The 24,205-nt window shown below is 62.0% G+C and carries 24 protein-coding genes, 1 tRNA gene and 1 pseudogene; 19 read left to right on the forward strand and 7 right to left on the reverse strand.

What is annotated here, in order from left to right; genetic code table 11:
- Positions 1-58: 58 nt before the first annotated feature.
- Positions 59-1,612, reverse strand: a complete 1,554-nt coding sequence (gene norR / locus APH33_RS24000; protein WP_054887533.1) for a nitric oxide reductase transcriptional regulator NorR — start codon at positions 1,610-1,612, stop codon at positions 59-61.
- Positions 1,613-1,766: 154 nt separating this feature from the next.
- Here norR and hmpA point away from each other — a divergent pair, with 154 nt between their 5' ends.
- From hmpA to APH33_RS24060, 12 genes are all read left to right on the forward strand, one after another.
- Positions 1,767-2,945 carry an NO-inducible flavohemoprotein gene (gene hmpA, locus APH33_RS24005; RefSeq protein WP_054887534.1) on the forward strand — a complete coding sequence of 393 codons (1,179 nt, stop codon included), beginning with the start codon at positions 1,767-1,769 and terminating at the stop codon, positions 2,943-2,945.
- Between the two features lie 421 nt (positions 2,946-3,366).
- A complete protein-coding gene (locus APH33_RS24010) occupies positions 3,367-3,873 on the forward strand; it encodes a disulfide bond formation protein B (protein WP_054887535.1) in 507 nt (168 codons plus the stop codon).
- A gap of 558 nt (positions 3,874-4,431) precedes the next feature.
- On the forward strand, positions 4,432-5,376 hold the full coding sequence (gene cyoA, locus APH33_RS24015) for a ubiquinol oxidase subunit II (RefSeq protein ID WP_054887536.1): 945 nt from the start codon (positions 4,432-4,434) through the stop codon (positions 5,374-5,376).
- Between the two features lie 3 nt (positions 5,377-5,379).
- Positions 5,380-7,398, forward strand: a complete 2,019-nt coding sequence (gene cyoB / locus APH33_RS24020) for a cytochrome o ubiquinol oxidase subunit I (RefSeq protein ID WP_054887537.1) — start codon at positions 5,380-5,382, stop codon at positions 7,396-7,398.
- A 3-nt stretch (positions 7,399-7,401) separates the two neighbouring features.
- Complete coding sequence (gene cyoC / locus APH33_RS24025) at positions 7,402-8,025, forward strand: cytochrome o ubiquinol oxidase subunit III (RefSeq protein WP_027920308.1); 624 nt, start codon at positions 7,402-7,404, stop codon at positions 8,023-8,025.
- Entirely contained in the window at positions 8,025-8,357 is a 333-nt protein-coding gene (gene cyoD / locus APH33_RS24030; RefSeq protein WP_054887538.1) for a cytochrome o ubiquinol oxidase subunit IV, read from the forward strand. The genes cyoC and cyoD overlap by 1 nt, the downstream gene beginning before the upstream one ends.
- Before the next feature lie 11 nt (positions 8,358-8,368).
- Positions 8,369-9,256, forward strand: a complete 888-nt coding sequence (gene cyoE / locus APH33_RS24035; RefSeq protein WP_054887539.1) for a heme o synthase — start codon at positions 8,369-8,371, stop codon at positions 9,254-9,256.
- A gap of 335 nt (positions 9,257-9,591) precedes the next feature.
- Positions 9,592-10,800, forward strand: coding sequence for an alanine transaminase (alaC, locus tag APH33_RS24040; RefSeq protein WP_054887540.1), 1,209 nt, complete (start codon positions 9,592-9,594; stop codon positions 10,798-10,800).
- A 151-nt stretch (positions 10,801-10,951) separates the two neighbouring features.
- Positions 10,952-11,335, forward strand: a complete 384-nt coding sequence (locus tag APH33_RS24045; RefSeq protein ID WP_054887541.1) for a YkgJ family cysteine cluster protein — start codon at positions 10,952-10,954, stop codon at positions 11,333-11,335.
- 346 nt (positions 11,336-11,681) lie between these two features.
- Positions 11,682-12,245, forward strand: a complete 564-nt coding sequence (locus APH33_RS24050; protein ID WP_054887542.1) for a GNAT family N-acetyltransferase — start codon at positions 11,682-11,684, stop codon at positions 12,243-12,245.
- A gap of 14 nt (positions 12,246-12,259) precedes the next feature.
- A complete protein-coding gene (locus APH33_RS24055) occupies positions 12,260-12,799 on the forward strand; it encodes a hypothetical protein (RefSeq protein WP_054887592.1) in 540 nt (179 codons plus the stop codon).
- 11 nt (positions 12,800-12,810) lie between these two features.
- Positions 12,811-13,191 (forward strand): lysozyme inhibitor LprI family protein, encoded by a 381-nt coding sequence (locus tag APH33_RS24060; protein ID WP_054887543.1) that lies wholly within the window; start codon positions 12,811-12,813, stop codon positions 13,189-13,191.
- A gap of 52 nt (positions 13,192-13,243) precedes the next feature.
- Here the strand turns inward: APH33_RS24060 and mnmH are convergent, their stop codons facing one another.
- The gene (mnmH, locus tag APH33_RS24065) at positions 13,244-14,356 is read right to left on the reverse strand and encodes a tRNA 2-selenouridine(34) synthase MnmH (RefSeq protein ID WP_054887544.1); all 1,113 of its coding nucleotides are present in this window, start codon (positions 14,354-14,356) and stop codon (positions 13,244-13,246) included.
- Complete coding sequence (gene selD / locus APH33_RS24070; RefSeq protein ID WP_054887545.1) at positions 14,356-15,390, reverse strand: selenide, water dikinase SelD; 1,035 nt, start codon at positions 15,388-15,390, stop codon at positions 14,356-14,358. Before selD ends, mnmH begins: the two co-directional genes overlap by 1 nt.
- 126 nt (positions 15,391-15,516) lie before the next feature.
- Between selD and APH33_RS24075 the strand changes: the two genes are divergently transcribed.
- Genes APH33_RS24075 through phnE form a run of 4 tightly spaced genes read left to right on the forward strand, consistent with a single transcriptional unit; the run spans position 15,517 to position 18,750 of the window.
- A complete protein-coding gene (locus tag APH33_RS24075) occupies positions 15,517-16,371 on the forward strand; it encodes a putative selenate ABC transporter substrate-binding protein (RefSeq protein ID WP_054887546.1) in 855 nt (284 codons plus the stop codon).
- Entirely contained in the window at positions 16,368-17,165 is a 798-nt protein-coding gene (locus tag APH33_RS24080) for a phosphonate ABC transporter ATP-binding protein (protein ID WP_054887547.1), read from the forward strand. Before APH33_RS24075 ends, APH33_RS24080 begins: the two co-directional genes overlap by 4 nt.
- Positions 17,159-17,986, forward strand: a complete 828-nt coding sequence (locus APH33_RS24085) for an ABC transporter permease (protein WP_054887548.1) — start codon at positions 17,159-17,161, stop codon at positions 17,984-17,986. The genes APH33_RS24080 and APH33_RS24085 overlap by 7 nt, the downstream gene beginning before the upstream one ends.
- Positions 17,983-18,750 carry a phosphonate ABC transporter, permease protein PhnE gene (gene phnE, locus APH33_RS24090; protein WP_054887549.1) on the forward strand — a complete coding sequence of 256 codons (768 nt, stop codon included), beginning with the start codon at positions 17,983-17,985 and terminating at the stop codon, positions 18,748-18,750. The genes APH33_RS24085 and phnE overlap by 4 nt, the downstream gene beginning before the upstream one ends.
- A 27-nt stretch (positions 18,751-18,777) precedes the next feature.
- Here the strand turns inward: phnE and APH33_RS24095 are convergent, their stop codons facing one another.
- Positions 18,778-19,668 (reverse strand): bestrophin family protein, encoded by an 891-nt coding sequence (locus APH33_RS24095; RefSeq protein WP_054887550.1) that lies wholly within the window; start codon positions 19,666-19,668, stop codon positions 18,778-18,780.
- Between the two features lie 91 nt (positions 19,669-19,759).
- On the opposite strand from APH33_RS24095, the pseudogene APH33_RS24100 reads away from it, so the two are divergent.
- Positions 19,760-19,993 (forward strand): annotated as a pseudogene (locus tag APH33_RS24100) (addiction module antidote protein); the annotation flags it as partial.
- A gap of 3 nt (positions 19,994-19,996) precedes the next feature.
- Here APH33_RS24100 and APH33_RS24105 read toward each other — a convergent pair.
- Both APH33_RS24105 and APH33_RS24110 read right to left on the reverse strand, forming a co-directional pair.
- Positions 19,997-20,476, reverse strand: a complete 480-nt coding sequence (locus APH33_RS24105; protein WP_054887552.1) for a GNAT family N-acetyltransferase — start codon at positions 20,474-20,476, stop codon at positions 19,997-19,999.
- Positions 20,477-20,555: 79 nt separating this feature from the next.
- Positions 20,556-21,203 (reverse strand): trypsin-like peptidase domain-containing protein, encoded by a 648-nt coding sequence (locus tag APH33_RS24110; RefSeq protein WP_054887593.1) that lies wholly within the window; start codon positions 21,201-21,203, stop codon positions 20,556-20,558.
- Positions 21,204-21,532: 329 nt separating this feature from the next.
- On the opposite strand from APH33_RS24110, the gene APH33_RS24115 reads away from it, so the two are divergent.
- Positions 21,533-22,864 (forward strand): Fic family protein, encoded by a 1,332-nt coding sequence (locus APH33_RS24115; protein ID WP_054887553.1) that lies wholly within the window; start codon positions 21,533-21,535, stop codon positions 22,862-22,864.
- Positions 22,865-22,956: 92 nt separating this feature from the next.
- On the opposite strand, the gene APH33_RS24120 is transcribed toward APH33_RS24115, so the two are convergent.
- Positions 22,957-23,041: transfer RNA gene (locus tag APH33_RS24120), tRNA-Leu, on the reverse strand.
- A 108-nt stretch (positions 23,042-23,149) separates the two neighbouring features.
- On the opposite strand from APH33_RS24120, the gene queA reads away from it, so the two are divergent.
- Positions 23,150-24,199 (forward strand): tRNA preQ1(34) S-adenosylmethionine ribosyltransferase-isomerase QueA, encoded by a 1,050-nt coding sequence (queA, locus tag APH33_RS24125; protein ID WP_054887554.1) that lies wholly within the window; start codon positions 23,150-23,152, stop codon positions 24,197-24,199.
- Positions 24,200-24,205: the final 6 nt, after the last annotated feature.

The raw sequence follows: 24,205 nt of genomic DNA on the forward strand, positions 1-24,205 counted from the left end.
GCAGCCCAGCGGATTGCCACCAGATGGCTTTGCGGATAGTCCTTTAGTGTGTGTTGGCTCAGCGAAGCCCCAGCCGACGGGCCAGGCGACTCAGGTTGGCACGGTCCAGGCCAAGCTCGCGGGCTGCAGCGGCCCAGTTGTCCTGATGCCGTTGCAGGCAGGCCTCGATGAGCTGGCGCTGGTAATCGTCGAGAGCTTCGCGCAGGCCCCAGACGGGGAGGGGCAGGGCAGTGGGCGTGCCGTGGGGAAGGGTGCCGGCCGTGGCCGGCTGGGCGCTGCGCAGGTCGAAGTCGCTGGCCTCGAGCGTGAGAATGCGCGGGCGCTTCGGGTGTTGGCCCATGGCCTTCAAGGCCGAGCGGCCGATCAGGTGTTCGAGTTCGCGCACGTTGCCCGGCCAGTCATACGCCAGCAACGCTGCTTGCGCTTCACTGCTGAGGCGCAGACTGTTCAAACCCAGGCGTGATCGGTTCTGTTCGAGGAAGTAGCCGGCAAGAAGCAGCACATCGCGCCCGCGCTCACGCAGTGGCGGCACCTGAAGCGGGTAGACGCTGAGGCGATGGTAGAAGTCGGCGCGGTAGTTGCCTGCGCGCACCTCCGCGGCCAGGTCGCGGTTGGTCGCAGCGATCAGGCGTACGTCTACGCGGTGTTCACGGTCCGAGCCCAGGCGTTGCAGTTGGCCGCTTTGCAGCACGCGGAGCAGCTTGGCTTGCACGGTCAGCGGCAACTCACCCACTTCATCGAGAAACAGCGTCCCGCCGTTGGCCAGTTCGAACTTGCCACGACGCTCGCCGTGGGCGCCGGTGAAGGCACCGCGCACATGGCCGAACAGTTCGCTTTCCACCAGCGTGTCAGGAAGGGCTGCACAATTGAGGCTCACCAAGGGTTTGTCGGCGCGGTTGCTGGCCTGGTGCAGGGCCATGGCGACCAATTCCTTGCCCACACCGGTTTCGCCGGTGATCAGCACGGTCAGTTCGCTGCCACCCACCAGTCGGATTTCTTCCAGCAGGCGCTTGTGCGCCGGGCTCTGACCGATCAGTTCCTTGTCCTGGCCGCTGGCCTGGCGGTAGATCTCGGCGCGATGGTGCTCATCTTCGGCGCGCAGGGCCAGGTGCTCGATGCGTTCGGCCACGGTCACCGTGGCGGCGGCCAGGCTGGCGAACGCCTGCAGGGCATCGAGCTCCAGGCTCTGGAACTGGCCGGGCGTGAGCGCGTCGAGGGTCACCAGGCCCCAGGGGCGCTCGTCGACCATCAGCGGGCAGCCCATGCAGTCGTGCACTTCAAGGTCGGCGTGGGGGGCGTTGACCAGGCCATCGTAAGGGTCGGGCAACTCGGAGTCGCTGGCAAAGCGTGTCGGTTCCGGTCGGCTGAGCAGGATCTGGAAACGCGGGTGCTCGCTGACCTTGAAGCGTCGGCCCAAGGTATCGGGCGACAGTCCATCGACGGCCAGTGGCACCAGCCACTCGCCGTCCAGGCGTAACAGCGCGGCAGCATCGCAGGGCAACAGCCCGCGCATGGCCTGCAGCAGGCGGCGGTAGCGCTCCTGGTCGGGCAAGTCGCGGGACAGGTCACTGACCAGGGGCAGCAAGGTGGTGAGCAAAGGCTTGGTAGTCATATGGACTCCTGTAAGTCAATTTGACTATACGTGACACCGGGTCATTTTGACATGATTGCTGCCAGTGCCCTGATTTCATTGGCGGAAAAGGTTGGCACGATTGCTGTAACAGCAAAGGCAACCATGTGAAGCCTCAGGCTCAGGAGTCGTCTAAATGCTCAATGCCGAACAACGTGCAATCATCAAAGCCACTGTCCCTCTGCTGGAAACCGGTGGTGAAGCGCTGACCACCCATTTTTACAAAATGATGCTCAGCGAGTACCCAGAGGTGCGCCCGCTGTTCAACCAGGCCCACCAGGCCAGCGGCGACCAGCCACGCGCTCTGGCCAATGGCGTGCTGATGTATGCCCGTCACATCGACCAGTTGGAGCAGCTCGGTGGCCTGGTTGGCCAGATCATCAACAAACACGTTGCCCTGCAGATTTTGCCGGAGCACTACCCGATCGTCGGCAGCTGCCTGCTGCGCGCCATCGAAGAAGTGCTGGGCAAGGACATCGCCACGCCTGAAGTCATCGCGGCCTGGGCTGCTGCCTACGGCCAGCTGGCCGACATCCTGATGGGTGCCGAGGAAACCCTCTACAAACAGAAGGAAGAGGCTGCCGGCGGCTGGCGCGGCAGCCGCGAATTCCGCCTGGTCCGTCGTGAGCAGGAAAGCAGCGAAATCACCTCGTTCTACTTCGCCCCGGTAGATGGCAAGCCGGTACTGAAGGCCGAACCCGGCCAGTACATTGGCCTGCAACTGTTCATCGACGGTGTCGAGCAGCGGCGCAATTATTCGTTGTCTGCCCTGTGCGACGGCCAGCAATACCGCATCAGCGTCAAGCGCGAGGAAGGCGGCAAGGTCTCCAACCATCTGCATGATGTACTGGCGGTGGGCGACACCTTGCAGCTGTTCCCGCCAGCAGGGGATTTCACCCTGGCGGCCAGCGCCAGGCCGCTGGTGCTGATCAGCGGTGGGGTGGGCATCACCCCGACGTTGGCGATGCTTGAGGCGGCGCTGAAGACACCGCGTGAGGTGCATTTCATCCACTGCGTGCGCAACGGTGCCGTGCATGCCTTCCGCGACTGGGTCGACGGCCTGGCCGAGCGTCATCCGCAGCTCAAACGCTTCTACTGCTATGCCGAACCGGAAGGCGGCGCTGCCGCCGATGCCGTGGGCTTGCTGAGCGAGGAGCTGCTGGCCGAGTGGCTGCCGCACGGGCGTGATGTGGATGCGTATTTCCTCGGGCCCAAGGGCTTCATGGCGGCGGTCAGGCGCCAGCTCAAGAGCCTGGGGGTACCGGAGCAGCAAAGCCGCTACGAGTTCTTCGGGCCTGCGTCGGCCCTGGAGTGATGCACTGACTGTACCGGTCTCTTCGCGGGCACGCCCGCTCCCACAGGTTACTCGCAGCTTTCAGCATCTGCGCAGTCACTTTGTGAGCGGGCGTGCCCGCGAAAGGGCCGATCAATACTTCCTGCCTATATATAAGGAAAGATGAACGGTGCCTCGGGCACCTTTCATCTTTAATCCTCCTTTAATCACTGTATCCTTCACTCCCGGGTGTCGAGGGGCTTCCCCCTGCACGGCACCCGGGCAGCCGCTTTTTTACCGGCCAACGTTGAACCGACCTTGCTGCAACCGGTCTGAGCATCTCCGGATAGCCCTGCGCAGTGCTGTCTTGCCGCCTCCTCGACACGCCAAAGGCCCTGCCTGCGTGTAGAATTGCGCCAGGCGGGCGGACCACGCTGCCCCCTATCCATCGAAGGAATCGGCAATGAACGAACAAACATCGCGCCTGAATCGCGAACGGCGCTTTCTGGTACTGCTGGGGGTGATCTGCCTCGCCCTGATCGGCGGTGCGCTGTACATGCAGGTGGTGCTGGGCGAGGCCCCTTGCCCGCTGTGCATCCTGCAACGCTATGCCTTGCTGTTTATTGCCATCTTCGCGTTCATTGCCGCCGCCATGCCCGGGCGCCGCAGCCTGACCCTGTTCGAGGGCCTGGTGGTGCTCAGTGCCGTTGGCGGAATCGTTGCGGCTGGCAACCATGTGTATATACTCGCCAACCCCATGGTCAGTTGCGGCATCGATACCCTGCAGCCGATCGTCGACGACCTGCCCCTGGCCAAGCTCTGGCCGCTGGCATTCCAGGTCGACGGCTTCTGCAGCACGCCGTACCCGCCGATCCTCGGTTTGTCGCTGGCGCAGTGGGCATTGGTGGCATTCGTGCTGACGGCCATCCTGGTTCCGTTCGGCATCTACCGCAACCGGCGCCAGTCTTAGACATAAGTCACGATTTCGGTGTGGTCTTTTGCACCGGATGAGAACAGCGAAATGTTCTCTCCCGCTTGATCCAGATCAATCTCTAAGCCTTGTGAAACGCGGGTTTGAGGGCTATCAAGCGGGGTGCGACAAACTGTCGCGAAGTTGATTTTTCGGGGCGGATTGTTGCAGATTCTGTAAAAGACTGTTGCTCAATAAGTCATAGTCAAGGGTTGGCGACCTATCTACAATCGCCCCCAATTTCCGTTCGGCACTGCTTGCGAGTCGCAGGATTGAAGGAAGCCCCAGCGCTCCTTTTTGCTGACTTCGTCAAGTTTCGCCCAACGGCGATACCGGGCGGACCCCCCTCCGCGTTTTCCCGCACCAAATGGACTTGGTCTGAAGTACAGGCCTGTTGCCTACGAAACCATAAGCACCGCTAACACGCTTTGCGCCAAGGTCCTGCAGTCGGACCCGGGCAGGAGCGAGTACGGGCGCGAAATGCCGCACTTGGCAGGACGAAGTGTTGGCTACCAAAACACAAATTGCATTGAAGCAAGCTGATCTAGAGGTCGTGAGATGAGTAAAAAGCGTTACCCCAGACTGTTTGGCATATTGCCCTTTTTAGGCATGCTTTTACTCAGTGGGTGCAACTGGACCCTGCTCGACCCGAAAGGTCAGGTCGGCATTGAGCAAAAGAACCTGATCCTGATCGCAACCGGCCTGATGCTGCTGGTGGTGATTCCGGTCATCATCATGACCGTGGCATTCGCCTGGAAGTACCGTGCTTCGAACAAGGCTGCCACCTACACCCCCGACTGGTCGCACTCGACCAAGATCGAAGCTGCGGTGTGGATCATCCCGATCATCATCATCATCGCCCTGGGTTACGTCACCTACAAGTCGACCCACAAGCTGGACCCTTACCGTCCGCTTGATTCGGACGTGAAGCCGATTCAGATCGATGTGGTCGCGCTGGACTGGAAATGGCTGTTCATCTACCCGGAACAGGGCATCGCCACGGTCAACAAGATCGTCTTCCCGGCTAACACCCCGGTCAACTTCCGCGTCACTTCCGACGCCGTGATGAACTCGTTCTTCATCCCGGGCCTGGGCGGCCAGATCTACGCCATGGCCGGCATGACCACCAAGCTGCACCTGATCGCCAACGAAAATGGCGAGTTCGACGGTATCAGTGCCAACTACAGCGGCGCTGGCTTCACCGGCATGAAATTCAAGGCCACTGCCACCTCCCAGGAGGACTTCGACAAGTGGGTCGCCGAGGTCAAGCAGTCGCCGAAGAAGCTGGACAAGGCCGAATACGACGCCTTGGCCAAACCAAGCGAAAACAACCCAGTCGCGCTGTACAGCGAGGCCTCGCCTGACCAGTTCCAGATCATCGTCGACAAGTACGAAGGCATGAACCGCGGTCGTCCGAGCCACGAAGAAGCAGGCAGCAAAGATCTGGCCACAACCAAGGGTGTGGAATCGAGTATGCAACCAGCTGCCGGTGCAGAGGAGTAAGAGATGTTCGGTAAATTAACCCTGGAGGCGATACCCTTCCACGAGCCGATAGTCATGGTGACGCTTGCCATGATCGCGCTCGGGGGTATTGCTGTCGTTGGTGCTATCACCTATTTCCGCAAGTGGACCTACTTGTGGACCGAGTGGTTGACCACCGTCGACCACAAGAAAATCGGGGTGATGTACATCGTCGTCGCGATGGTCATGCTGCTGCGCGGCTTTGCCGACGCCATCATGATGCGTACCCAGCTGGCTGCCGCTACCGGTGGCTCCGAAGGCTACCTGCCGCCTGAACACTATGACCAGATCTTCACCGCTCACGGTGTGATCATGATCATCTTCATGGCGATGCCGTTCTTCACCGGCCTGATGAACCTGGCGGTTCCTCTGCAGATCGGTGCACGTGACGTTGCCTTCCCGTTCCTGAACTCCCTGAGCTTCTACCTGCTGCTGGCAGGCGTGCTGCTGGTCAACATCTCGCTGGGCGTTGGTGAATTCGCCAAGACCGGCTGGGTTGCCTATCCGCCGCTCGCGGGCATTCAGTACAGCCCTGGGGTGGGTGTCGACTACTACATCTGGGCGCTACAGCTCTCAGGCCTGGGTACGACACTGACCGGCGTGAACTTCCTCGTCACCGTGATGAAGATGCGCGCACCTGGCATGAAGCTGATGGACATGCCGATCTTCACCTGGACCTGCACCTGGGCCAACGTGCTGATCGTGGCTTCGTTCCCGATCCTGACCGCTGCACTCGCTCTGCTGACCGTTGACCGTTATCTGGACTTCCACATCTTCACCAACGAGCTTGGTGGGAACCCGATGATGTACGTCAACCTGTTCTGGGCGTGGGGTCACCCTGAGGTTTACATCCTGATCCTGCCGGCCTTCGGCGTGTTCTCGGAAGTGACTTCGACCTTCTCCGGCAAGCGTCTGTTCGGCCACCACTCGATGATCTACGCATCGGGCGCCATCGCCGTGCTGGGCTTCGCTGTATGGCTGCACCACTTCTTCACCATGGGTGCCGGCGCCAGCGTCAACACCTTCTTCGGCCTGGCGACGATGCTGATCTCCATTCCGACCGGTGTGAAGCTGTTCAACTGGCTGTTCACCATGTACCAGGGCCGTGTGCGCTTCACCGCACCGATGCTGTGGACCCTGGGCTTCATGATCACCTTCTCGATCGGTGGTATGACTGGCGTTCTGCTGGCTGTTCCAGGTGCTGACTTCGTGCTGCACAACAGCCTGTTCGTTATCGCTCACTTCCACAACGTGATCATTGGTGGTGCGGTATTCGGCTACATCGCCGGCTTCGCCTACTGGTGGCCAAAAGCGTTCGGCTTCAAGCTGAACGAGAAGTGGGGCAAGGCTGCATTCTGGTTCTGGATCTCCGGTTTCTACGTTGCGTTCATGCCGCTGTACGCCCTGGGCTTCATGGGCATGACCCGTCGTCTGAACCACTCCGACAACCCACTGTGGGAACCCTACCTGTACGTAGCCGTTGTCGGCGCCGTGCTGATCCTGTTCGGTATCGCCTGCCAGCTGATCCAGATCGTCGTTTCGATCCGCGATCGCGAGCAGAACCTGGACGTGACCGGCGACCCATGGGGCGGCCGTACCCTGGAATGGTCGACTTCGTCGCCACCTCCGTTCTACAACTTCGCCCACATGCCAGAGAAAGTTGGCCTGGACTGCTGGAACGAAGCCAAGGAAGCCGGTGTCGCCTACAAGGTGCCAGGCAAGTACGAAGCGATCCACATGCCGAACAACACCGCTACCGGTCTGTTCATGGGTCTGTTCCTGACTGTCTTCGGCTTCGCTTTCATCTGGCACATCTGGTGGCTGGTTGGCGCGAGCCTGCTGGCAACCATCGCGGTCTTCGTTCGCCACGCTGCGCGTGATGACCAGGGCTACATGGTTCCGGCCGAAGAAGTGGCGCGCATCGAAGGCGAGCGTCTCAAAGCGCTGGCCAAAGCAGGTGCTCTGCCTGCCGGCGCACGTGTCGAATCGTTTGAACGGGTGTAATCAATGTCCAGTCAAGTAATCCACGGTGGCGCGCATGGTCATGACCATGCTCACGATGACCACCACCACGACTCGGGCCAGATGACCGTCCTCGGTTTCTGGCTGTACCTGATGACCGACTGCATCCTGTTTGCGTCGCTCTTCGCCACCTACGCGGTGCTGTCCGGCAGTTTTGCCGGCGGCCCGTCGGGTCACGACATCTTCCAGCTCGACTTCGTAGCTGTAGAAACGCTGTTCCTGCTGCTGTCCTCGATCACCTTCGGCTTCGCCATGCTGAAGATGTTCGACGGCAAGAAAGCTGGCGTACTGGGCTGGTTGGCTGTGACCTTCCTGTTCGGTGCAGGCTTCATCGCGATGGAAATCTATGAATTCCATCACCTGATCGGCGAGGGCTTCGGCCCGACCCGCAGTGGCTTCCTGTCGGGCTTCTTCGCCCTGGTAGGCACCCACGGTCTGCACGTGACCGCCGGCCTGATCTGGATGGCAATCATGATGTACCAGATCAACAAGCACGGCATCACGCCGACCGCCAAGACCCGCATGAGCTGCCTGAGCCTGTTCTGGCACTTCCTGGACGTGGTCTGGATCTGCGTATTCACCGTCGTCTACCTGCTGGGAGTTCTGTAATGGCTAACGCACACGACACTCATCACGAAGGTAACCACGGCAGCGTCAAGTCGTACATGATCGGCTTCATCCTGTCGATCATCCTGACGGCGATCCCGTTTGGCCTGGCCATGTCGCCAAGCCTGCCGAAGAACCTGACCGTTCTGATCATCGTGGCCATGGCTGTGATTCAGGTAGTGGTACACCTGGTGTACTTCCTGCACATGGACCGCTCGAAAGAGCAACGTTCCAACGTGTCGACGTTCCTGTTCACCACCCTGGTAATCGCTCTGCTGGTCGGCCTGTCGCTGTGGATCATGTTCAGCATCCACTTCGAAATGATGGCCAAGTGAGGTAAGACTGCATGTCCGTTAAGCACTTTATCCAAATCACCAAACCGGGGATCATTTTCGGTAACGTGCTTTCCGTGGCAGGCGGTTTCTTCCTTGCCTCGAAGGGCCATGTGGACTTCGCCCTGTTCCTGGCGGTGGTGATCGGTACTTCGCTGGTGGTTGCGTCCGGATGCGTGTTCAACAACTGCATCGACCGTGACATCGACCACAAGATGGAACGTACCAAGAACCGCGTCATGGTGCAGGGCGGCATGTCGCTGACCCTCGCGCTGGTCTACGCCACCCTGCTCGGGGTGGCGGGCTTCAGCCTGCTGTATGTGCAGGCCAACCCGCTGTCGGCGTTCTGCGCGCTGATTGGCTTCATCGTCTACGTCGGTTTCTACAGCCTCTGGCTGAAGCGCAAATCGGTGCACGGCACCTTGGTCGGCAGTCTGTCCGGTGCCATGCCTCCGGTGATCGGCTACTGCGCCGTGAGCAACAGCTTCGACCTGGCTGCAGTGACCCTGCTGGTGATGTTCAGCCTGTGGCAGATGCCGCACAGCTTTGCCATCGCGATCTTCCGCTTCAAGGATTACAGCGCTGCCAACATCCCGGTCCTGCCGGTGGCGCGCGGCATCCTCGCGGCGAAGAAGCAGATCGTGCTGTACGTGCTGGCTTTCCTGCTTGCCACCTTGATGCTCACCCTCGGCGGTTACGCCGGCCTCGGCTACCTGGCCGTGGCGGCAGCCATGGGCCTGTACTGGCTGTACATGGCCTGGGGTGGCTACAAGGCCGAGGACGACAGCAAGTGGGCCCGTAAGGTGTTCGGTTTCTCCATCCTCACCGTTACTGCATTGAGCGTGATGATGGGTGTGGACAGCCAGACCGCTGCGGACGTGCTGATGACCTACGCGCGCTAATCGAGGCGAGTGCTTCACCGAAAACCCGGCCACTGTGCCGGGTTTTTTTATGCCTGTGATTTTTGTGTTGGCTTCTTCGCGGGCACGCCCGCTCCCACAGGGTTATGCACATGCCGTGGGATAGCGTGGTAACTGTGGGAGCGGGCGTGCCGGCGAAGAGGTCTGGTCTGAAAACATAAATCTCTAATTTTCAAATAATAAATCTGAAAATCTCTAACAAAAGAGGAGTTTATCCTTTACAGCGAACCTGTTTCGGCACTATCTTCTGATCCGGGCCGCCGCAGCGGCCAGCGTCGCTCGGACGGTTCCGGGCGCTTACGTCTCCCGAGGAAACCATGGCCAATCCAGGTTCGCCGCGCCGTTTCGCGCGCATCGATCGTCTCCCCCCTTACGTCTTCAACATCACTGCCGAACTCAAGATGGCCGCCCGCCGCCGTGGCGAGGACATCATCGACCTGAGCATGGGCAACCCCGACGGTGCGACCCCGCCGCACATCGTCGAGAAGCTGGTACAGGTCGCCCAGCGTGATGACACCCATGGTTATTCCACCTCCCGCGGCATTCCACGCCTGCGCCGGGCTATCTCCAACTGGTACAAGGAGCGCTACGAGGTCGATATCGACCCGGAAAGCGAAGCCATCGTCACCATCGGCTCGAAAGAGGGCCTGGCGCACCTGATGCTTGGCACCCTTGATCATGGTGACACGGTGCTGGTGCCTAACCCGAGCTACCCGATCCACATCTACGGCGCCGTGATCGCCGGTGCCCAGGTGCGTTCGGTGCCACTGGTGCCGGGAGTGGATTTCTTCAACGAACTGGAGCGGGCGATTCGCGAGTCGATCCCCAAGCCGAAGATGATGATCCTCGGCTTCCCGTCCAACCCCACTGCCCAGTGCGTGGAACTGGACTTCTTCGAACGCGTGGTGGCCCTGGCCAAGCAGTACGACGTGCTGGTGGTGCACGACCTGGCCTACGCCGACATCGTCTATGACGGCTGGAAAGCGCCGTCGATCATGCAAGTGCCGGGCGCCAAGGACATCGCGGTGGAGTTCTTCACGCTGTCCAAGAGCTACAACATGGCCGGCTGGCGGATCGGTTTCATGGTCGGTAATCCCGAGCTGGTCAGCGCCCTGGCGCGAATCAAGAGCTACCACGACTACGGCACCTTCACCCCGCTGCAGGTGGCGGCCATCGCCGCCCTGGAAGGTGACCAACAGTGTGTGCGCGATATCGCCGAGCAATACCGCCAGCGCCGCAACCTGCTGGTCAAGGGCCTGCACGAACTGGGCTGGATGGTCGAGAACCCCAAGGCGTCGATGTACGTGTGGGCGAAGATTCCAGAGCAGTATGCGCACCTGGGTTCGCTGGAGTTCGCCAAGAAGCTGCTGGCTGAAGCCAAGGTCTGTGTGTCGCCGGGCATCGGTTTTGGTGACTATGGTGACGACCATGTGCGCTTCGCCCTGATCGAGAACCAGGACCGCATTCGCCAGGCGATCCGCGGCATCCGCCAGATGTTCCGAGCTGACGGATTGACCCAGAAGTAACGCGCCACCCGGGCCCGCTTCGGCGGGCTCGGGCCTGCCGGATCAACGGCAAACTATTTTTGCAGTGCCCCTCTTCTCAGCCGACCTGGCTTCGATTACAAATGGCGCGCGGGCCCAGCCCCGATAACAACAACCTTCCTTCCGTGCCATCATGTCCGAATATAACCCTTGCCTTGACTGCGGCGCCTGCTGCGGGTACTTCCGTGTGTCCTTCTTCTGGGGCGAATGCCAGTCTGCCGGCGGTGTTGTGCCGGATGACCTGGTGGTACAGATCAACCCCACCCGTGTTGCGATGATCGGCACCGACGCCAAGCCTTGCCGCTGCGTGAGCCTGCAGGGTGAGATTGGCCAACAGGTGGCGTGCACCATCTACGCCAACCGTTCCAGCCCGTGCCGCGAATTCGAAGCGTCGTGGGAGGGTGGGGTGCATAACCCCAGCTGTGACGATGCGCGGGCGGCCTATGGGCTGCCGCCGCTGACCCCGCCTGGGGCCAACGAACCGCATTGGCCGGATGATGGGGCGGAGGTGGCCTGACCCTTTTTGGCAGCCTGCGCCGGCCCTTTCGCGGGCTCGCCCGCTCCCACAGATCCGGCGCAGGCATCGAAGACTGAGCAGTTCCCTGTGGGAGCGGGCATGCCCGCGAAAGGGCTATCAGCTGTAAGAAAATTCTGAATCCGAAACCAAATGCTTCAACAGGGCGGGGGGAGCGATTCATCCTCAGGCCTCTGTCGGATGCCGTCTGATTGAAGGGGGTTCGCCGATAGAGTTGCAGCGCTCTTGAGGTCGAGCGCCGCCCCACCACACATTCCAAGACATACACCCGCAGCCCCCCACATAACGTTAAACTGTCATCTCCCCAGCAATGGACAGGAGATCCGGCGTGACCCCACCCCGCAGTTTCCCCACCGACCTGTGCCTCGACAGCCCGCGCCTGCAGCTGCGCCCCATGCGCCACGCGGATGCCGCGCAGTGGCTGAAGATCATGGCCGACCCCGAGGTCATGCGTTACTGGCACCATGCCCCCTGGCAGGACCTGGCCGAAGCCGAAAGCGCGCTGGCCGCCGACCGCGAAGCCTATACCAATGGCGAGCAACTCAAGCTGGGCATGTACCGCCGGGACAATGGCGAACTGATTGGCATGGTCCAGCTGTTCAACATCGACGAAGTCTCGCGCCGGGGCGAGATCGGCTATTGCCTGGCCAGCGCGGTGCAGGGCAGGGGCTACATGGACGAAGCGCTGACCTGCTTCATCGACTACATCGCCCATACCCTGCACATGCGCCGCCTCGAAGGCGAGATCGACCCACGTAACCAGGGCTCGGCCCGCACCCTCGAACGCCAGGGCTTCGTGCTCGAGGGCACGTTGCGGGCGCGCTGGTGCGTGGCCGGCGAGCTGACCGACTCAGGTATCTACGGCCTGCTGCTGGAACCACCAGTCGCATGACCCTGGGCGCCCGGTTGCCAGCCTGCTACCTGGCCCTGAGCCTGGCCCTGTACCTGCTCAGCCTGGCCTTCGACGGCGCCCATATGAGCGCCGGCCGGCACATGCCGGCGCTGCAGATGTTCCTGTATGGCCCCTGGGGCATCCCCTTCGGCATGTTCCAGTGGTTCGCCAACCCGCTGCTGGCGGTGGCCATCCTTTGCCATCGACGCTTTCGTCGGCTGGCGCTGCTGCTTGGGCTGGGTGCGTTGTACCTGGCGGCCAGCAGCTTTGGCATCGAGCGCCTGCCAGACAACATCAGCTATGAATTCACCCAGCGCACCGGTTTCGGCGCGGGCTTCTACCTGTGGCTGGCAGCGATCACCGTGTTTTGTCTGGGCCAGCTATGGCAGTGCTGCACGGCGCGCAGCAGTGACGATGTGCCGGGGTGGAACTGGCTGGATGTCGCCCTGATCGCAGCGCTGGCCGTGACCGCTTATGCGGCCACCCAGATGCCAGCGCTGCAATTCGAGCCGGGCAAGGTGCTGATGCCGCCTGAGCCGGTACAAACGCTTTGAGGGGATTTGCGATGAACACGCGATATCTGCTGCTCATGACCTGTTTGGCGCCGCTGGCGCAGGCCGACGACAACTCGCCGGCCTACAGCCAATGCATGGACAAGGCTTCCAGCACGGTGGCCATGAGCAGTTGCATTCAGGCGGAAACCCAACTGCAGGACCAGCGCCTGAACCGGGTCTACAAGCAACTCGCGACCAAGCTCGACGCCGGGCAGCAGAAGAGCCTGCGCGATGTGCAGCGCCAGTGGATCGCCTATCGAGACGCCAACTGCAAGTTCCATGTGCAAGCCAGTGGCGGAACCATGGCGCAGCTGGAAGGCGGCATGTGCGTGCTGGACATGACCCGCGAGCGGGCGGCGGAGCTGGAGCGGGTGCTCAGCCCCGGGCAGTGAGGTTGCCCGGGCTGGCCCAATCGCGGGCAAGCCCGCTCCCGCAGGGTCAGGTTCACTGCCGGTGTTGACGCTGGGCACGGGCCTTGAGGTATTCGCGCACTTCCACTGCATCCCCGGCAAACTCGATCCGTTCGGCCTTGGCTTCACGCTGGTAGGCGTACATCGGGTCGTAATATTCCTTGAGCAGCCCTTCGATCCAGCCCCGATGCAGGTCCACCGCGCCACTGCGCAGCTGCTCGTCCAGCGCCTCGCTCAAGATGGCTGACAATCGCTGGAAGCGTTCCCCGCCGAGCCGCTTATGGATGTTGCTCATGCTTTGCATCATCCGCCCGGCAAATTTCAGGCGGCCGTCTTCCTCGCCATGCACGGCTACGAACTCGGCGCACAGGTTGATCACGTAATCGCGCAGGATGCGCTCCACGCGATTCTCGAAACTGTCCTCCAGCCACACCATCGGGTATTGCTGCATGCCCTGGTACAGCTCCAGCGGCACCGAACAACTGCCGACGATGCGGCCCTCATCTTCGAGCACGAACTGTTCGATGCCACGGGCGCGCTTCTTCAGCACGTCGATGGCCAGCTTGTTCTCGAAGTCGATCTGCGCCGGCTGGGCGGTGGCGCGCTTGCCGAAGCTGGAACCGCGGTGGTTTGCATGGCCTTCAAGGTCGAGCACGTTGTTCAGCTGCTGCAGCACATCGGTCTTGCCGGTGCCGGTGAGGCCGCCTACCAGCACGAAATCGCATTGCTCGACGGCCTGCTGGGTGGTTTCCAGCAGGAAGGTGCGCATGGCCTTGTAGCCGCCCTTGATGCGCGGATAGTCGATGCCGGCCTCGTCGCGCAGCCATTGCTGCACGATCAGCGAGCGCAGGCCACCGCGGGCGCAGTACAGGTAACCATCAGGGTGGGCCTTGGCAAAGCTGGCCCAGGCACGCAGGCGCTCGCGCTTGGTCGCGCCGCTGACGAGCTGGTGGCCGAGGGTGATGGCGGCGGCCTGGCCCTGCTGCTTGTAGCAGGTGCCGACCTTCTGCCGCTCCTGGTCCGTCATCAGCGGCAGGTTGACGGTGCCGGGGAAGGCACCTTTGACGAATTCGATCGGCGCGCGCATGTCCATCATCGGCGCGTCGTCGAGAAACAGCTGGCGGAAGTCGGTGCAGTCGGGGCGCATCATTTCACCTCGACCGCGTGGCTCTGTCGCTCGACCAGCAGGCCGATTGGCGACAGGTTCAACCCCAGTTCGCCTGCCACTGCCAGGAACTCGGCTTCGCCTTCAGGGGTAACGGCAACCAGCAGGCCGCCGCTGGTCTGCGGGTCGCACAGCAGGTGCTTCTGCTCGTCGGTCAGGGTACCGAGCTTGTGCCCATAGCTGTCGAAGTTGCGCAGGGTCCCGCCAGGGATGCAGCCCTCGGCCAGGTAGTGGTCGACACTTGGCAGGCGCGGCACCGCGGCGTAGTCCAGCTGTGCGGTAAGGCCACTGCCTTCGGCCAGCTCGACCAGGTGGCCAAGCAGGCCGAAGCCGGTGACATCGGTCATCGCCTTGACCCCATCGAGCTTGCCGAAGCGGCTGCCCGGGGTGTTCAGCGTGCACATCCAGTCGCGCGCCAGGCCCTGGTCCTGCTCGCGCAGCTTGGCCTTCTTCTCGGCGGTGGTGAGGATGCCGATGCCCAGTGGCTTGGTCAGATACAGGCGGCAGCCAGCGATGGCGGTGTCGTTGCGCTTGAGGTGGCGCTTGCTGACCACGCCGGTGACCGCCAGGCCGAAGATCGGCTCCGGCGCGTCGATGGAGTGGCCGCCGGCCAGCGGGATGCCGGCTTCGGCGCACACGGCGCGGCCGCCGCGGATCACTTCGCGGGCGACCTCCGGGGGCAGTACATTGACCGGCCAGCCGAGGATGGCGATGGCCATCAGCGGGTCACCACCCATGGCATAGATATCGCTGATCGCGTTGGTCGCGGCGATGCGGCCGAAGTCGTACGGGTCGTCGACGATCGGCATGAAGAAGTCGGTGGTCGAGACCACCCCGCGCTCATCGTCCAGGGCGTACACGGCGGCGTCATCACGCGAGGCATTGCCAACCCACAGCTTCGGGTCCAGGGCCTGGGTGCCGCTTTCGGCGAGGATCACATCCAGCACCTTGGGGGAGATCTTGCAGCCACAGCCGGCACCGTGGCTGTACTGGGTCAGGCGAATCGGCTCGCTCATATGCACCTCAGGGGATCAATTTGTTGCGCGATTGTAGCAAAGCTGGCCTTTGCGCCTGTGCCTCTTATAATTCCCAACGCCGGCGCGTTGCCGGCTCTTTCCCCGCTATTGAACCGGAGAACTCCCATGCTCAAACGCCCCCTGGCGCTCGCCGCCGGCCTCGTGCTGTCCTGCTGTGCCGTAGTCGCCCAGGCCGCCGATACCCTGCGGGTCAGTGCCATTCCCGACGAAGCGCCAACCGAACTGCTGCGCAAGTTCGAGCCACTGGGCAAGTACCTGTCCAAGCAGCTGGGCATGGATGTGAAGTTCGTACCGGTGGCGGACTACCCGGCGGTGGTCGAGTCGCTGGCCAGCAACCGTCTGGACATGGCCTGGCTGGGTGGTTTCACCTTCGTCCAGGTGCACCTGAAGGACCCGACCGCCACGCCGCTGGTGCAGCGTGAGCAGGACGCCCAGTTCACCTCCAAGTTCATTACCGCCAACCCGGCCGTGAAAAGCCTGGCCGACCTCAAGGGCAAGTCGTTCGCCTTCGGTTCGATCTCGTCCACCTCGGGCAGCCTGATGCCGCGCTACTTCATGCTCAAGGAAGACAACATCAAGCCTGAGAGCTACTTCAGCCGTGTGGCCTATTCCGGTGCCCACGACGCGACCGTGGCCTGGGTGCAGGCTGGCAAGGTCGACGGCGGCGTGCTCAACGCCAGCGTCTGGCAGAAACTGGTCGATGCCGGCAAGGTCGATACCAGCAAGGTCAAGGTGTTTGCCACCACGCCGGCCTACTACGACTACAACTGGACCGTGCGCGGCAACATGGACCCGGCGCTGAAAGAAAAGATCAAGCAGGCGTTCCTCGACCTCGACCCGGCCAACCCGGAGCACAAGGCGATCCTCGACCTGCAGGCGGCCAGCCGCTTCATCGAGACCAAGCCTGAGAACTACGCAGGCACCGAGCAAGCCGCACGTGAGGCCGGCCTGCTCAAGTGACCATTCATGTACACGGCGCCGGCCTGCGCCATGGCCAGGTCCGCGCGCTCGATGCCGTCAGCCTGAGCATCGCCAAGGGTGAGCGGGTGGCAATCATCGGCCCTTCGGGGGCCGGCAAGTCCAGCCTGCTGCACCTGATGGCTACCGCCGTGCAGCCCAGCAGCGGGCAGCTGGAAGTGTTCGGTGAGCAGCCCTGGGCGCTGTCTGCCAGGGCGCGGCAGCGTCTGCGTGCCCGGATTGGCCTGGTGCACCAGGCACCGCCACTGCCGCCCCGCCAGCGCGTGGTGACAGCCGTACTGGCGGGGCGCCTGGGGCAGTGGGGCCTGCTGCGTGGCCTGCTCAACCTGGTGTATCCGACCGATGTGCCGGGGGCGCGCCAGGCCTTGGCCGAGCTGGGCCTGGCCGACAAGCTGTTCGTCCAGTGCGGGCAATTGTCCGGCGGGCAGTTGCAACGGGTCGGCATCGCCCGGGCGTTGTATCAGCACCCGGAAGTGCTGCTGACCGACGAGCCGGTGTCGGCCATGGACCCGGTGCTGGCCGATCACAGCCTGGCGCTGCTCAATCGCCATGCCGTGGCCAATGGCCTGACCCTGGTGGCCAGCCTGCATGCGGTAGACCTGGCGCTGGCACACTTTCCGCGGGTGATCGGTATTCGTGAAGGGCAGGTGGCGTTCGACTGCCCGGCCGAAGCGGTGACCGGGCAATTGCTGGATGCGCTGTACGCCAACGAGCAACTGGGCTCGCCAGCGCAAGCCATGGGGCCGACCCTGACCGTGCAGATTCCACGATGCTGAAGGCCGACGCTCGCGACCCGGCTGCGTTGCCGCGTCTGTTGCTGACCTTGCTGGCGTTGGCCGTGCTGTGGCCTGGGCTGCAATTGAGCGAACTGAACCCTGGCGTTTTGCTGCAGGCGGAGAACCGGCAGCAGATCGCCAGTTTCACCAGCGCTTTCTGGCCACCGGCCCACAGTGCCGATTTTCTCAAATTGCTGTACGACTCCACTTTGCAAACCTTGGCCGTGGCGACAGCCGGCATGGCCTTGGCATTGCTGCTGGCGGTCCCGACCAGCCTGCTGGCCAGCCGTGCGCTGTCACTGCGTGCGGCCTCTCGGGGAGGCCGGGCCGGGCCGTGGTCGCGCCTGTTGCGCTTGCCTGTGCGCGGTTTGCTGATTTTCCTGCGTAGCGTGCCGGAGATCGTCTGGGCGTTGCTGTTCGTGCGGGCCGTGGGCCTGGGGCCGACGGCCGGGGTGCTGGCCATCGCGATTACCTACAGCGGCATGCTCGGCAAGGTCTATGCGGAAATTTTCGAATCGGTCGACCAGCGCCCGGCACATGCCTTGCTGCAGGCTGGCAGTGGCCGGTTGACTGCGTTTTTCTACGGCATCCTGCCCAGTGCGTCGGCGGAGGTGGTGTCCTATACCGTGTACCGCTGGGAGTGTGCCGTGCGTGCCTCGGTGGTGATGGGCTTTGTTGGTGCTGGCGGGCTGGGGCAGCAGATCGATTTGTCGATGCGCATGTTCGCCGGAGGCGAGGTGGCGAGCATGCTGCTGGCGTTTCTTGGCCTGGTGCTGCTGGCTGACCTGCTCAGCCGCTTCCTGCGCGGGAGGCTGGCATGAACCGGGTGATCAACCTGCTGGTGATCGTTGCCATCGTCGCGGCGGTGGTGGCGTCGTTCGGTTATCTGCAACTGGACCTGCATGCCTTGGTGGGTGATGGCGGCCTGGGGCAGATGGGCGAGTACGCCAGCCGCTTCCTGCACCCGGATTTGTCCATCGAGCACCTGCAGGCGGTAGGGCGGGGCGCCATGGAGACCCTGGCCATGTCTGGGCTGGGTACGTTGTTGGCGATGGCCCTTGGCATGCTGTTGGCCTTGCCGGCAGCGGGGCGCTTTGGCTGGCCGCTGCAATCGCTGGCGCGCTTGCTGCTCAATGCCTTGCGAGCCATTCCGGAGTTGGTGTGGGCTGCGTTGACGGTACTGGCGGCGGGTCTGGGGCCCAATGCTGGAACCTTGGCCCTGGCGCTGCACACGTCCGGGGTGTTGGGGCGCCTGTTCGCCGAGGCGCTGGAGAATGCGCCGGCAGAACCTGCCGCAGCGATTCGCCTGCAGGGTGGGGGACAGGTGGCCGCGTTCTGTTTCGGGACCTTGCCGAACCTGTGGCCGCAGTTGCTCGCTTACAGCCTGTACCGCTGGGAGAACAACATTCGCATGGCCAGTGTGCTGGGCTTTGTCGGGGCGGGGGGGCTGGGGCAGATGCTCTATACCACCCTGAGCCTGTTCCAGGAGGCCCAGGCCAGCACGGTGATCATGGCGATGCTGGTGCTGGTGTTGTTGGTTGATGCCTTCAGTGATCTGCTGCGCCAGCGGTATGTGCGGGCCTGACCGATAGGCGGGGCTGCAAAGCAGCCCCTACTGCGCCAACTCCCCACACTGCGCTTCCCGCTGCATCGATTCCAGATTCCGCTCGATGGTCTCGCAGATGGTGTCCATCTGAATCTGATGCTCGCTGAAGCGAAACGGGCTCTGCAGATCCGTCCCGATCCGCTCGATCGCCAGCAGCATGAACCCGACCACCGTCGACGCCAGCGGCGTGAACCAGCCCAGCGACTCCACCAGCCCCACTGGCACGATCAGGCAGAACAGGGTGATGAAAAGCCTTGGGAAGTACACGTAGGGGTAGGGCAGTGGCGTATTGGCGATCCGCTCCATGCCACCCTGGGCGTTGGACAGGTCCACCAGCGTCGACTCCAGCCGTGCCAGGCGAATGCTGTCCAGCCGCCCGGCCTGGTATTCCCGTGCCAGCAACGCCGCCGAGCCGCTGAGAATATCGTTGGCGAAGTTGTTCGAACGGTTACGCCGCTCGAACTCCCCCGGCGGGATGAACGCCATCAGCTCGTCCGGGCAGGCCTCACCCTTCAGGTGCGCCGCCAGGCAGTTCACATAGGCAATGTGCCGACGCAGCAAGGTGGCCTTGATCGGGTTCAGCCCATCTTCGGTGTCATCGATCAGCGTCAGTGTCTGCCGGGCGAAGCTGCGCGAACTGTTCACCAATGCCCCCCACAAGGTCCGCGCTTCCCACCAGCGGTTGTAGGCGCTGCTGTTGCGAAAGCTCACCAGCACCACCAGCGCCGAACCCAGCAAGGTCAGTGGGATCAGCGGCAGGGTGAACTTGCTGTTGAAGAACAGCATGAAGTCGATGGTGACCAGCACGTCCCAGAGCAACAGCCAGAACAGCGACCAGCCGATGTAGCCGAAGGTCTTGACGATCAGGCGGTACTTGCGGGCGATGACGTCTTTCACGCGGGGTGCCTCGAAAAGCCGGGGATGCAGGATGGGACGACGAGGAGGGGTGAAGGTTCGACGGTGGATGTTGCAAGAGATTTTGTCGCTCGAAGTGCGGAGTCAAGTGCTGTCAGATGGCGATTCCGCTGAGATCATTCGTGCGCTTGGTCACATAGCCCGTGCAAAGGGCATGTCTCAAATTGCGGCACAAAGCGGGCTGGGGCGAGAGAGCCTCTACAAAGCGCTCAACCCAGGAGCAAAGCCTCGCTTTGATACCGTGTTGAAGGTCATACGTGCCCTTGGAGTAGACCTTTTCGCCCGGCCCCATGTTGCCTCACGCTGATAATCAAAATATCTGTAACTTCATCTGCACCAAGGCCACCCGCCTGCCATCCTGAGCCTTCCGCTCCTCAATGCCAAACGGTACAAAGCCAAGCTGTGGATAAAGCAGCAAACCCGCGGTGTTGTGGTTGAAGCACGACACCCAGACCTCCCGCGCCGCGAACTGCTCGCGGGCCAGCTCGACCATGCGTTGCACCAGGTAACGCGCCACACCCTGGCCCCGAGCGGCGGGGGCGACCACCACGTTGCCGAGGGCGCAGATACCACCGTGCTCGGCCTTGTAGAAGTTGGCGAAGCCGAGCACCAGGCCATCGCCTTCGACCACGGTCGAACCGCTGCGTTGGGCGATGGTGTCGCTCAGTAGCGCAGGGGTGAGCGGGTAGTTGGCTTTGGGAAACATGTAGAACAGTTCATCCGGGCCTTGTGGGAAGCAGCAGATGGCGGGGATGTCAGCTGGCTGAACGGGGCGGTGGGCAAGATGCATGGCAGGTCCTTTTGCGAGAATGTACCGGCCACATCATCAGGCCGACCGCAACCGTATCATGTTGGTTCGCAACCGTGGATCAGGGCTTGCTAGCAACCGCTACATAACCCTTGACCGCAGCAGGTGCGCTGTGTGGCTTGCCCTTGTGCGCCAGATACTGGAAGCGCCGCCATTCCTTGTCGATTTCGCTGTACGACATGAACACACTGACCCTCGCCTTGTCGGCCAGGTCCGGGCGGTTGCGGGCGTCGATCCCATCCTTGGCGATAAAGGCAACGTTCATCCCGACCACTTTGCCGTCATCGGCGAATACCGGGCCGCCGGACATGCCTTTGGTGATCGGGCCATCATGCACTGCGTAAAAAACGCTTCCCGGCGTGCCTTCGAGGCGTACCAGCGAGTTGAGGGTACGGCCTTTGCCTTGCACCGGCATCATGAAGCTGTTGAAGCCGACCGCAGTCACCGACTCGCCGGGCACGAACTGGCGCCACTGCGGCACCTTGGCGGCCTTGTGCTTGAAGAACACCACATCGCCCAGCCCTTCATGCACCACGTTGCGCAGGAATGGGGTGTGCTTGGCGGTGACGGCATAGTCTTCGTTCCACTGGATGGCGCTGGCCATCAGCAGCATCGGGAGGGGGGCACCGGAAGTGACGACAAAAGCCTGGTCGTAGACAGGGTCTGAAACGTAAGCGGTTGGCATTCCATTGCACCCACTCAGCAGCATCATTGCTGCCAGACAGGGCGCGGTTTTGTTCATGGGTCACGCAGTGTTAATGGGTAAGGGGGCGCGCAACTATGGCGAAGCGCCATCACGGTATCAATGCTTTTGGCATATAACCGACGAATGACAGCTTATGGCCATCAATGTCTTGGCGACCAATAGATTCGTTGGATACTTGCAGGGCACGTGGTTGTGGGGGTGACGTCAAAAAGCGGGGTTTATCAGGTTTAATGAGCTGGGTTGAGCTTAATTGAGCTGCATTGAGCTGAATTGAGCTGCATTGGGCTATATTGAGCTATATTGAGCTGTATTGAGCTACATCCGGAGATGTCATGACGTTGCCAAACCAGATCCTGGCCGCTTTGCAGGGCAATCAAGTACTCAGTTCTCGCGAGCTGGCCGAGCGCCTGGATGCGAGCTGGTCAACTGTCAAACGCCACCTGGAGGTATTGCTGCAGGGAGGCAAGGTTGAGCGCGAAAAAGATGGGCGTACCACGCGATATCGACTGAAGTTTGCTGCTCCTCTTGCCAGCGACAGTGAGCAAGCACCGAGTATCACCGCCGAATTGCCCTGGTCGTCGGAAAGTCGCGTACTTCGTGCATCGTTGCTTCGGCCATTGGCAGTACGCGAAGTAGTCACCTATCAGCGTGATCTGGTGGACAGCTACCAACCGAATCAGACGACGTGGCTGCCCAAGAATCTGGCAGCTGCACTAGAGCGTGAGGGAAGAATGAGAGGGCAGCAGCCGGCGGGCACTTATGCGCGCAAGGTGCTTGAGCCTTTGCTGATAGATCTTTCCTGGTCTTCGTCGCGCCTGGAAGGCAACCGCTATACATTGCTCGACACCGAAAGGCTCTTCGAAAGTGGTGTGACAGGCGGCGATCTGGATGCGGTCATGCTGCTCAACCACAAGGCTGCCATCGAGTTCATGGTTGATGCGGTGCCTGAATACGGGCTCAATCCGGCGGTTATCAGCAACCTGCATGCCCTGCTGATGCAGGATCTGCTGGCAGATGGTGCTGCCTTGGGCAGTGTTCGCCAGACCGTAGTGAACATCAGTGGTACCACCTATTTCCCGACCCAGGTGCCCTCCCTGCTGGGGGAAATGTTCGAACAGATATTGGACAAGGCGAGGCAAATCAAGAATCCGATCGAAGCCGCGTTCTTCCTGTGGATAAACCTGGCCTACCTGCAGCCGTTCGAGGATGGAAACAAACGCACAAGCCGGTTGGCAGCGAACATCCCGTTGATGCTCTACAACTGCTCGCCCTTGTCATTCCTGGATGTGAACCCAGAGGATTATGCGCTGGCAATGATGGGGGTTTACGAGCAGCGGGACATGTCCATGGCGGCGGATCTGTTTGTCTGGGTCTATCGCCGTTCGATCAGCAAGTATGGCGTGATACTCGAAGCCATGGGTGTGCCGGACCCTGTTCGGCTGCGCTATCGAGAGCTGCTGAACGAAGCGATCAATGCCGTGGTGCGCGAGGGCTTGACTGCGGATCAGGTGGTGGCTGGGCTGGATCTGTCAGAAGAAGAGAAAGGGCAGTTTGCACCACTGCTACGCGGCGAACTGGATATTCTGGCCTTGCACAACTGCGCCCGTTACAGGTTGGGCATGAAGCAGGTGAAGGCATGGATTGATGCTGGTCGTCACTACTGAAGCTGAGCTAGACGGGCGCTGCCTCCTGGCCCTGTCAGGGGGAAACGCCGGGCACAAAAAAACCGACCAAAAGGTCGGTTTTTTCCGGATCTTGGTGCCCCGAGGGAGACTCGAACTCCCACTCCTTTCGAAAACGGATTTTGAATCCGCCGCGTCTACCAATTCCGCCATCAGGGCGTGTGGCGCGCAGTATAGAGAGGTGCTCGTGGTCGGTCAATCGGCTTTCATGGTCAATTTTCACACATTGGGCTAAACTTCCCGGCCCTGTCGAACCCGAACATCATCATGCGCGTCGCCGATTTTTCCTTCGAACTCCCCGATTCCCTGATCGCCCGCCACCCTCTGGCCGAGCGCCATGGCAGCCGTCTGCTGGTCCTCGATGGCCCGAGCGGGGCGTTGGCGCACAAGCAATTCCCCGATCTGCTCGACTACCTGCGGCCGGGCGACCTGATGGTGTTCAATAACACCCGGGTGATTCCGGCGCGGTTGTTTGGCCAGAAAGCTTCCGGCGGCAAGCTGGAAGTCTTGGTCGAGCGTGTACTCGACAGCCACCGCGTGCTGGCCCATGTACGTGCCAGCAAGGCGCCGAAGGAAGGCGCAGTGATCCTCATCGATGGCGGTGGCGAGGCCGAGATGGTCGCCCGCCACGACACCCTGTTCGAACTGCGCTTCACCGAAGAGGTGCTGCCGCTGCTCGATCGCGTCGGGCACATGCCGTTGCCGCCCTACATCGACCGCCCCGACGAAGGCGCCGACCGTGAGCGCTACCAGACCGTGTACGCCGAACGCGCCGGTGCGGTGGCCGCGCCGACTGCGGGCCTGCACTTCGACGAAGCGCTGCTGGAAAAGATCGCCGCCAAGGGCGTCGAGCGCGCCTTCGTCACCCTGCACGTGGGCGCCGGCACCTTCCAGCCGGTGCGGGTCGACAAGATCGAAGACCACCACATGCACAAAGAGTGGCTCGAAGTGAGCCAGGACGTGGTCGACGCCATCGAGGCCTGCCGCGCCCGTGGCGGCCGGGTGATCGCAGTCGGTACCACCAGCGTGCGCTCGCTGGAGAGCGCAGCGCGCGATGGCGTGCTCAAGGCCTTCAGCGGTGATACCGACATCTTCATCTACCCGGGTCGGCCGTTCCATGTGGTCGATTGCCTGGTCACCAACTTCCACCTGCCGGAGTCCACGCTGTTGATGCTGGTCTCGGCCTTCGCCGGTTACCCCGAAACCATGGCTGCCTACGCGGCGGCGGTTGACCAGGGTTACCGCTTCTTCAGTTACGGTGATGCCATGTTCATCACCCGCAATCCGGCGCCACGCGGCCCAGAGGATCAAGCATGAGTCGCA

It is taken from the genome of Pseudomonas sp. NBRC 111130 (genome assembly GCF_001320485.1).
Lineage (GTDB): Bacteria > Pseudomonadota > Gammaproteobacteria > Pseudomonadales > Pseudomonadaceae > Aquipseudomonas > Aquipseudomonas vlassakiae.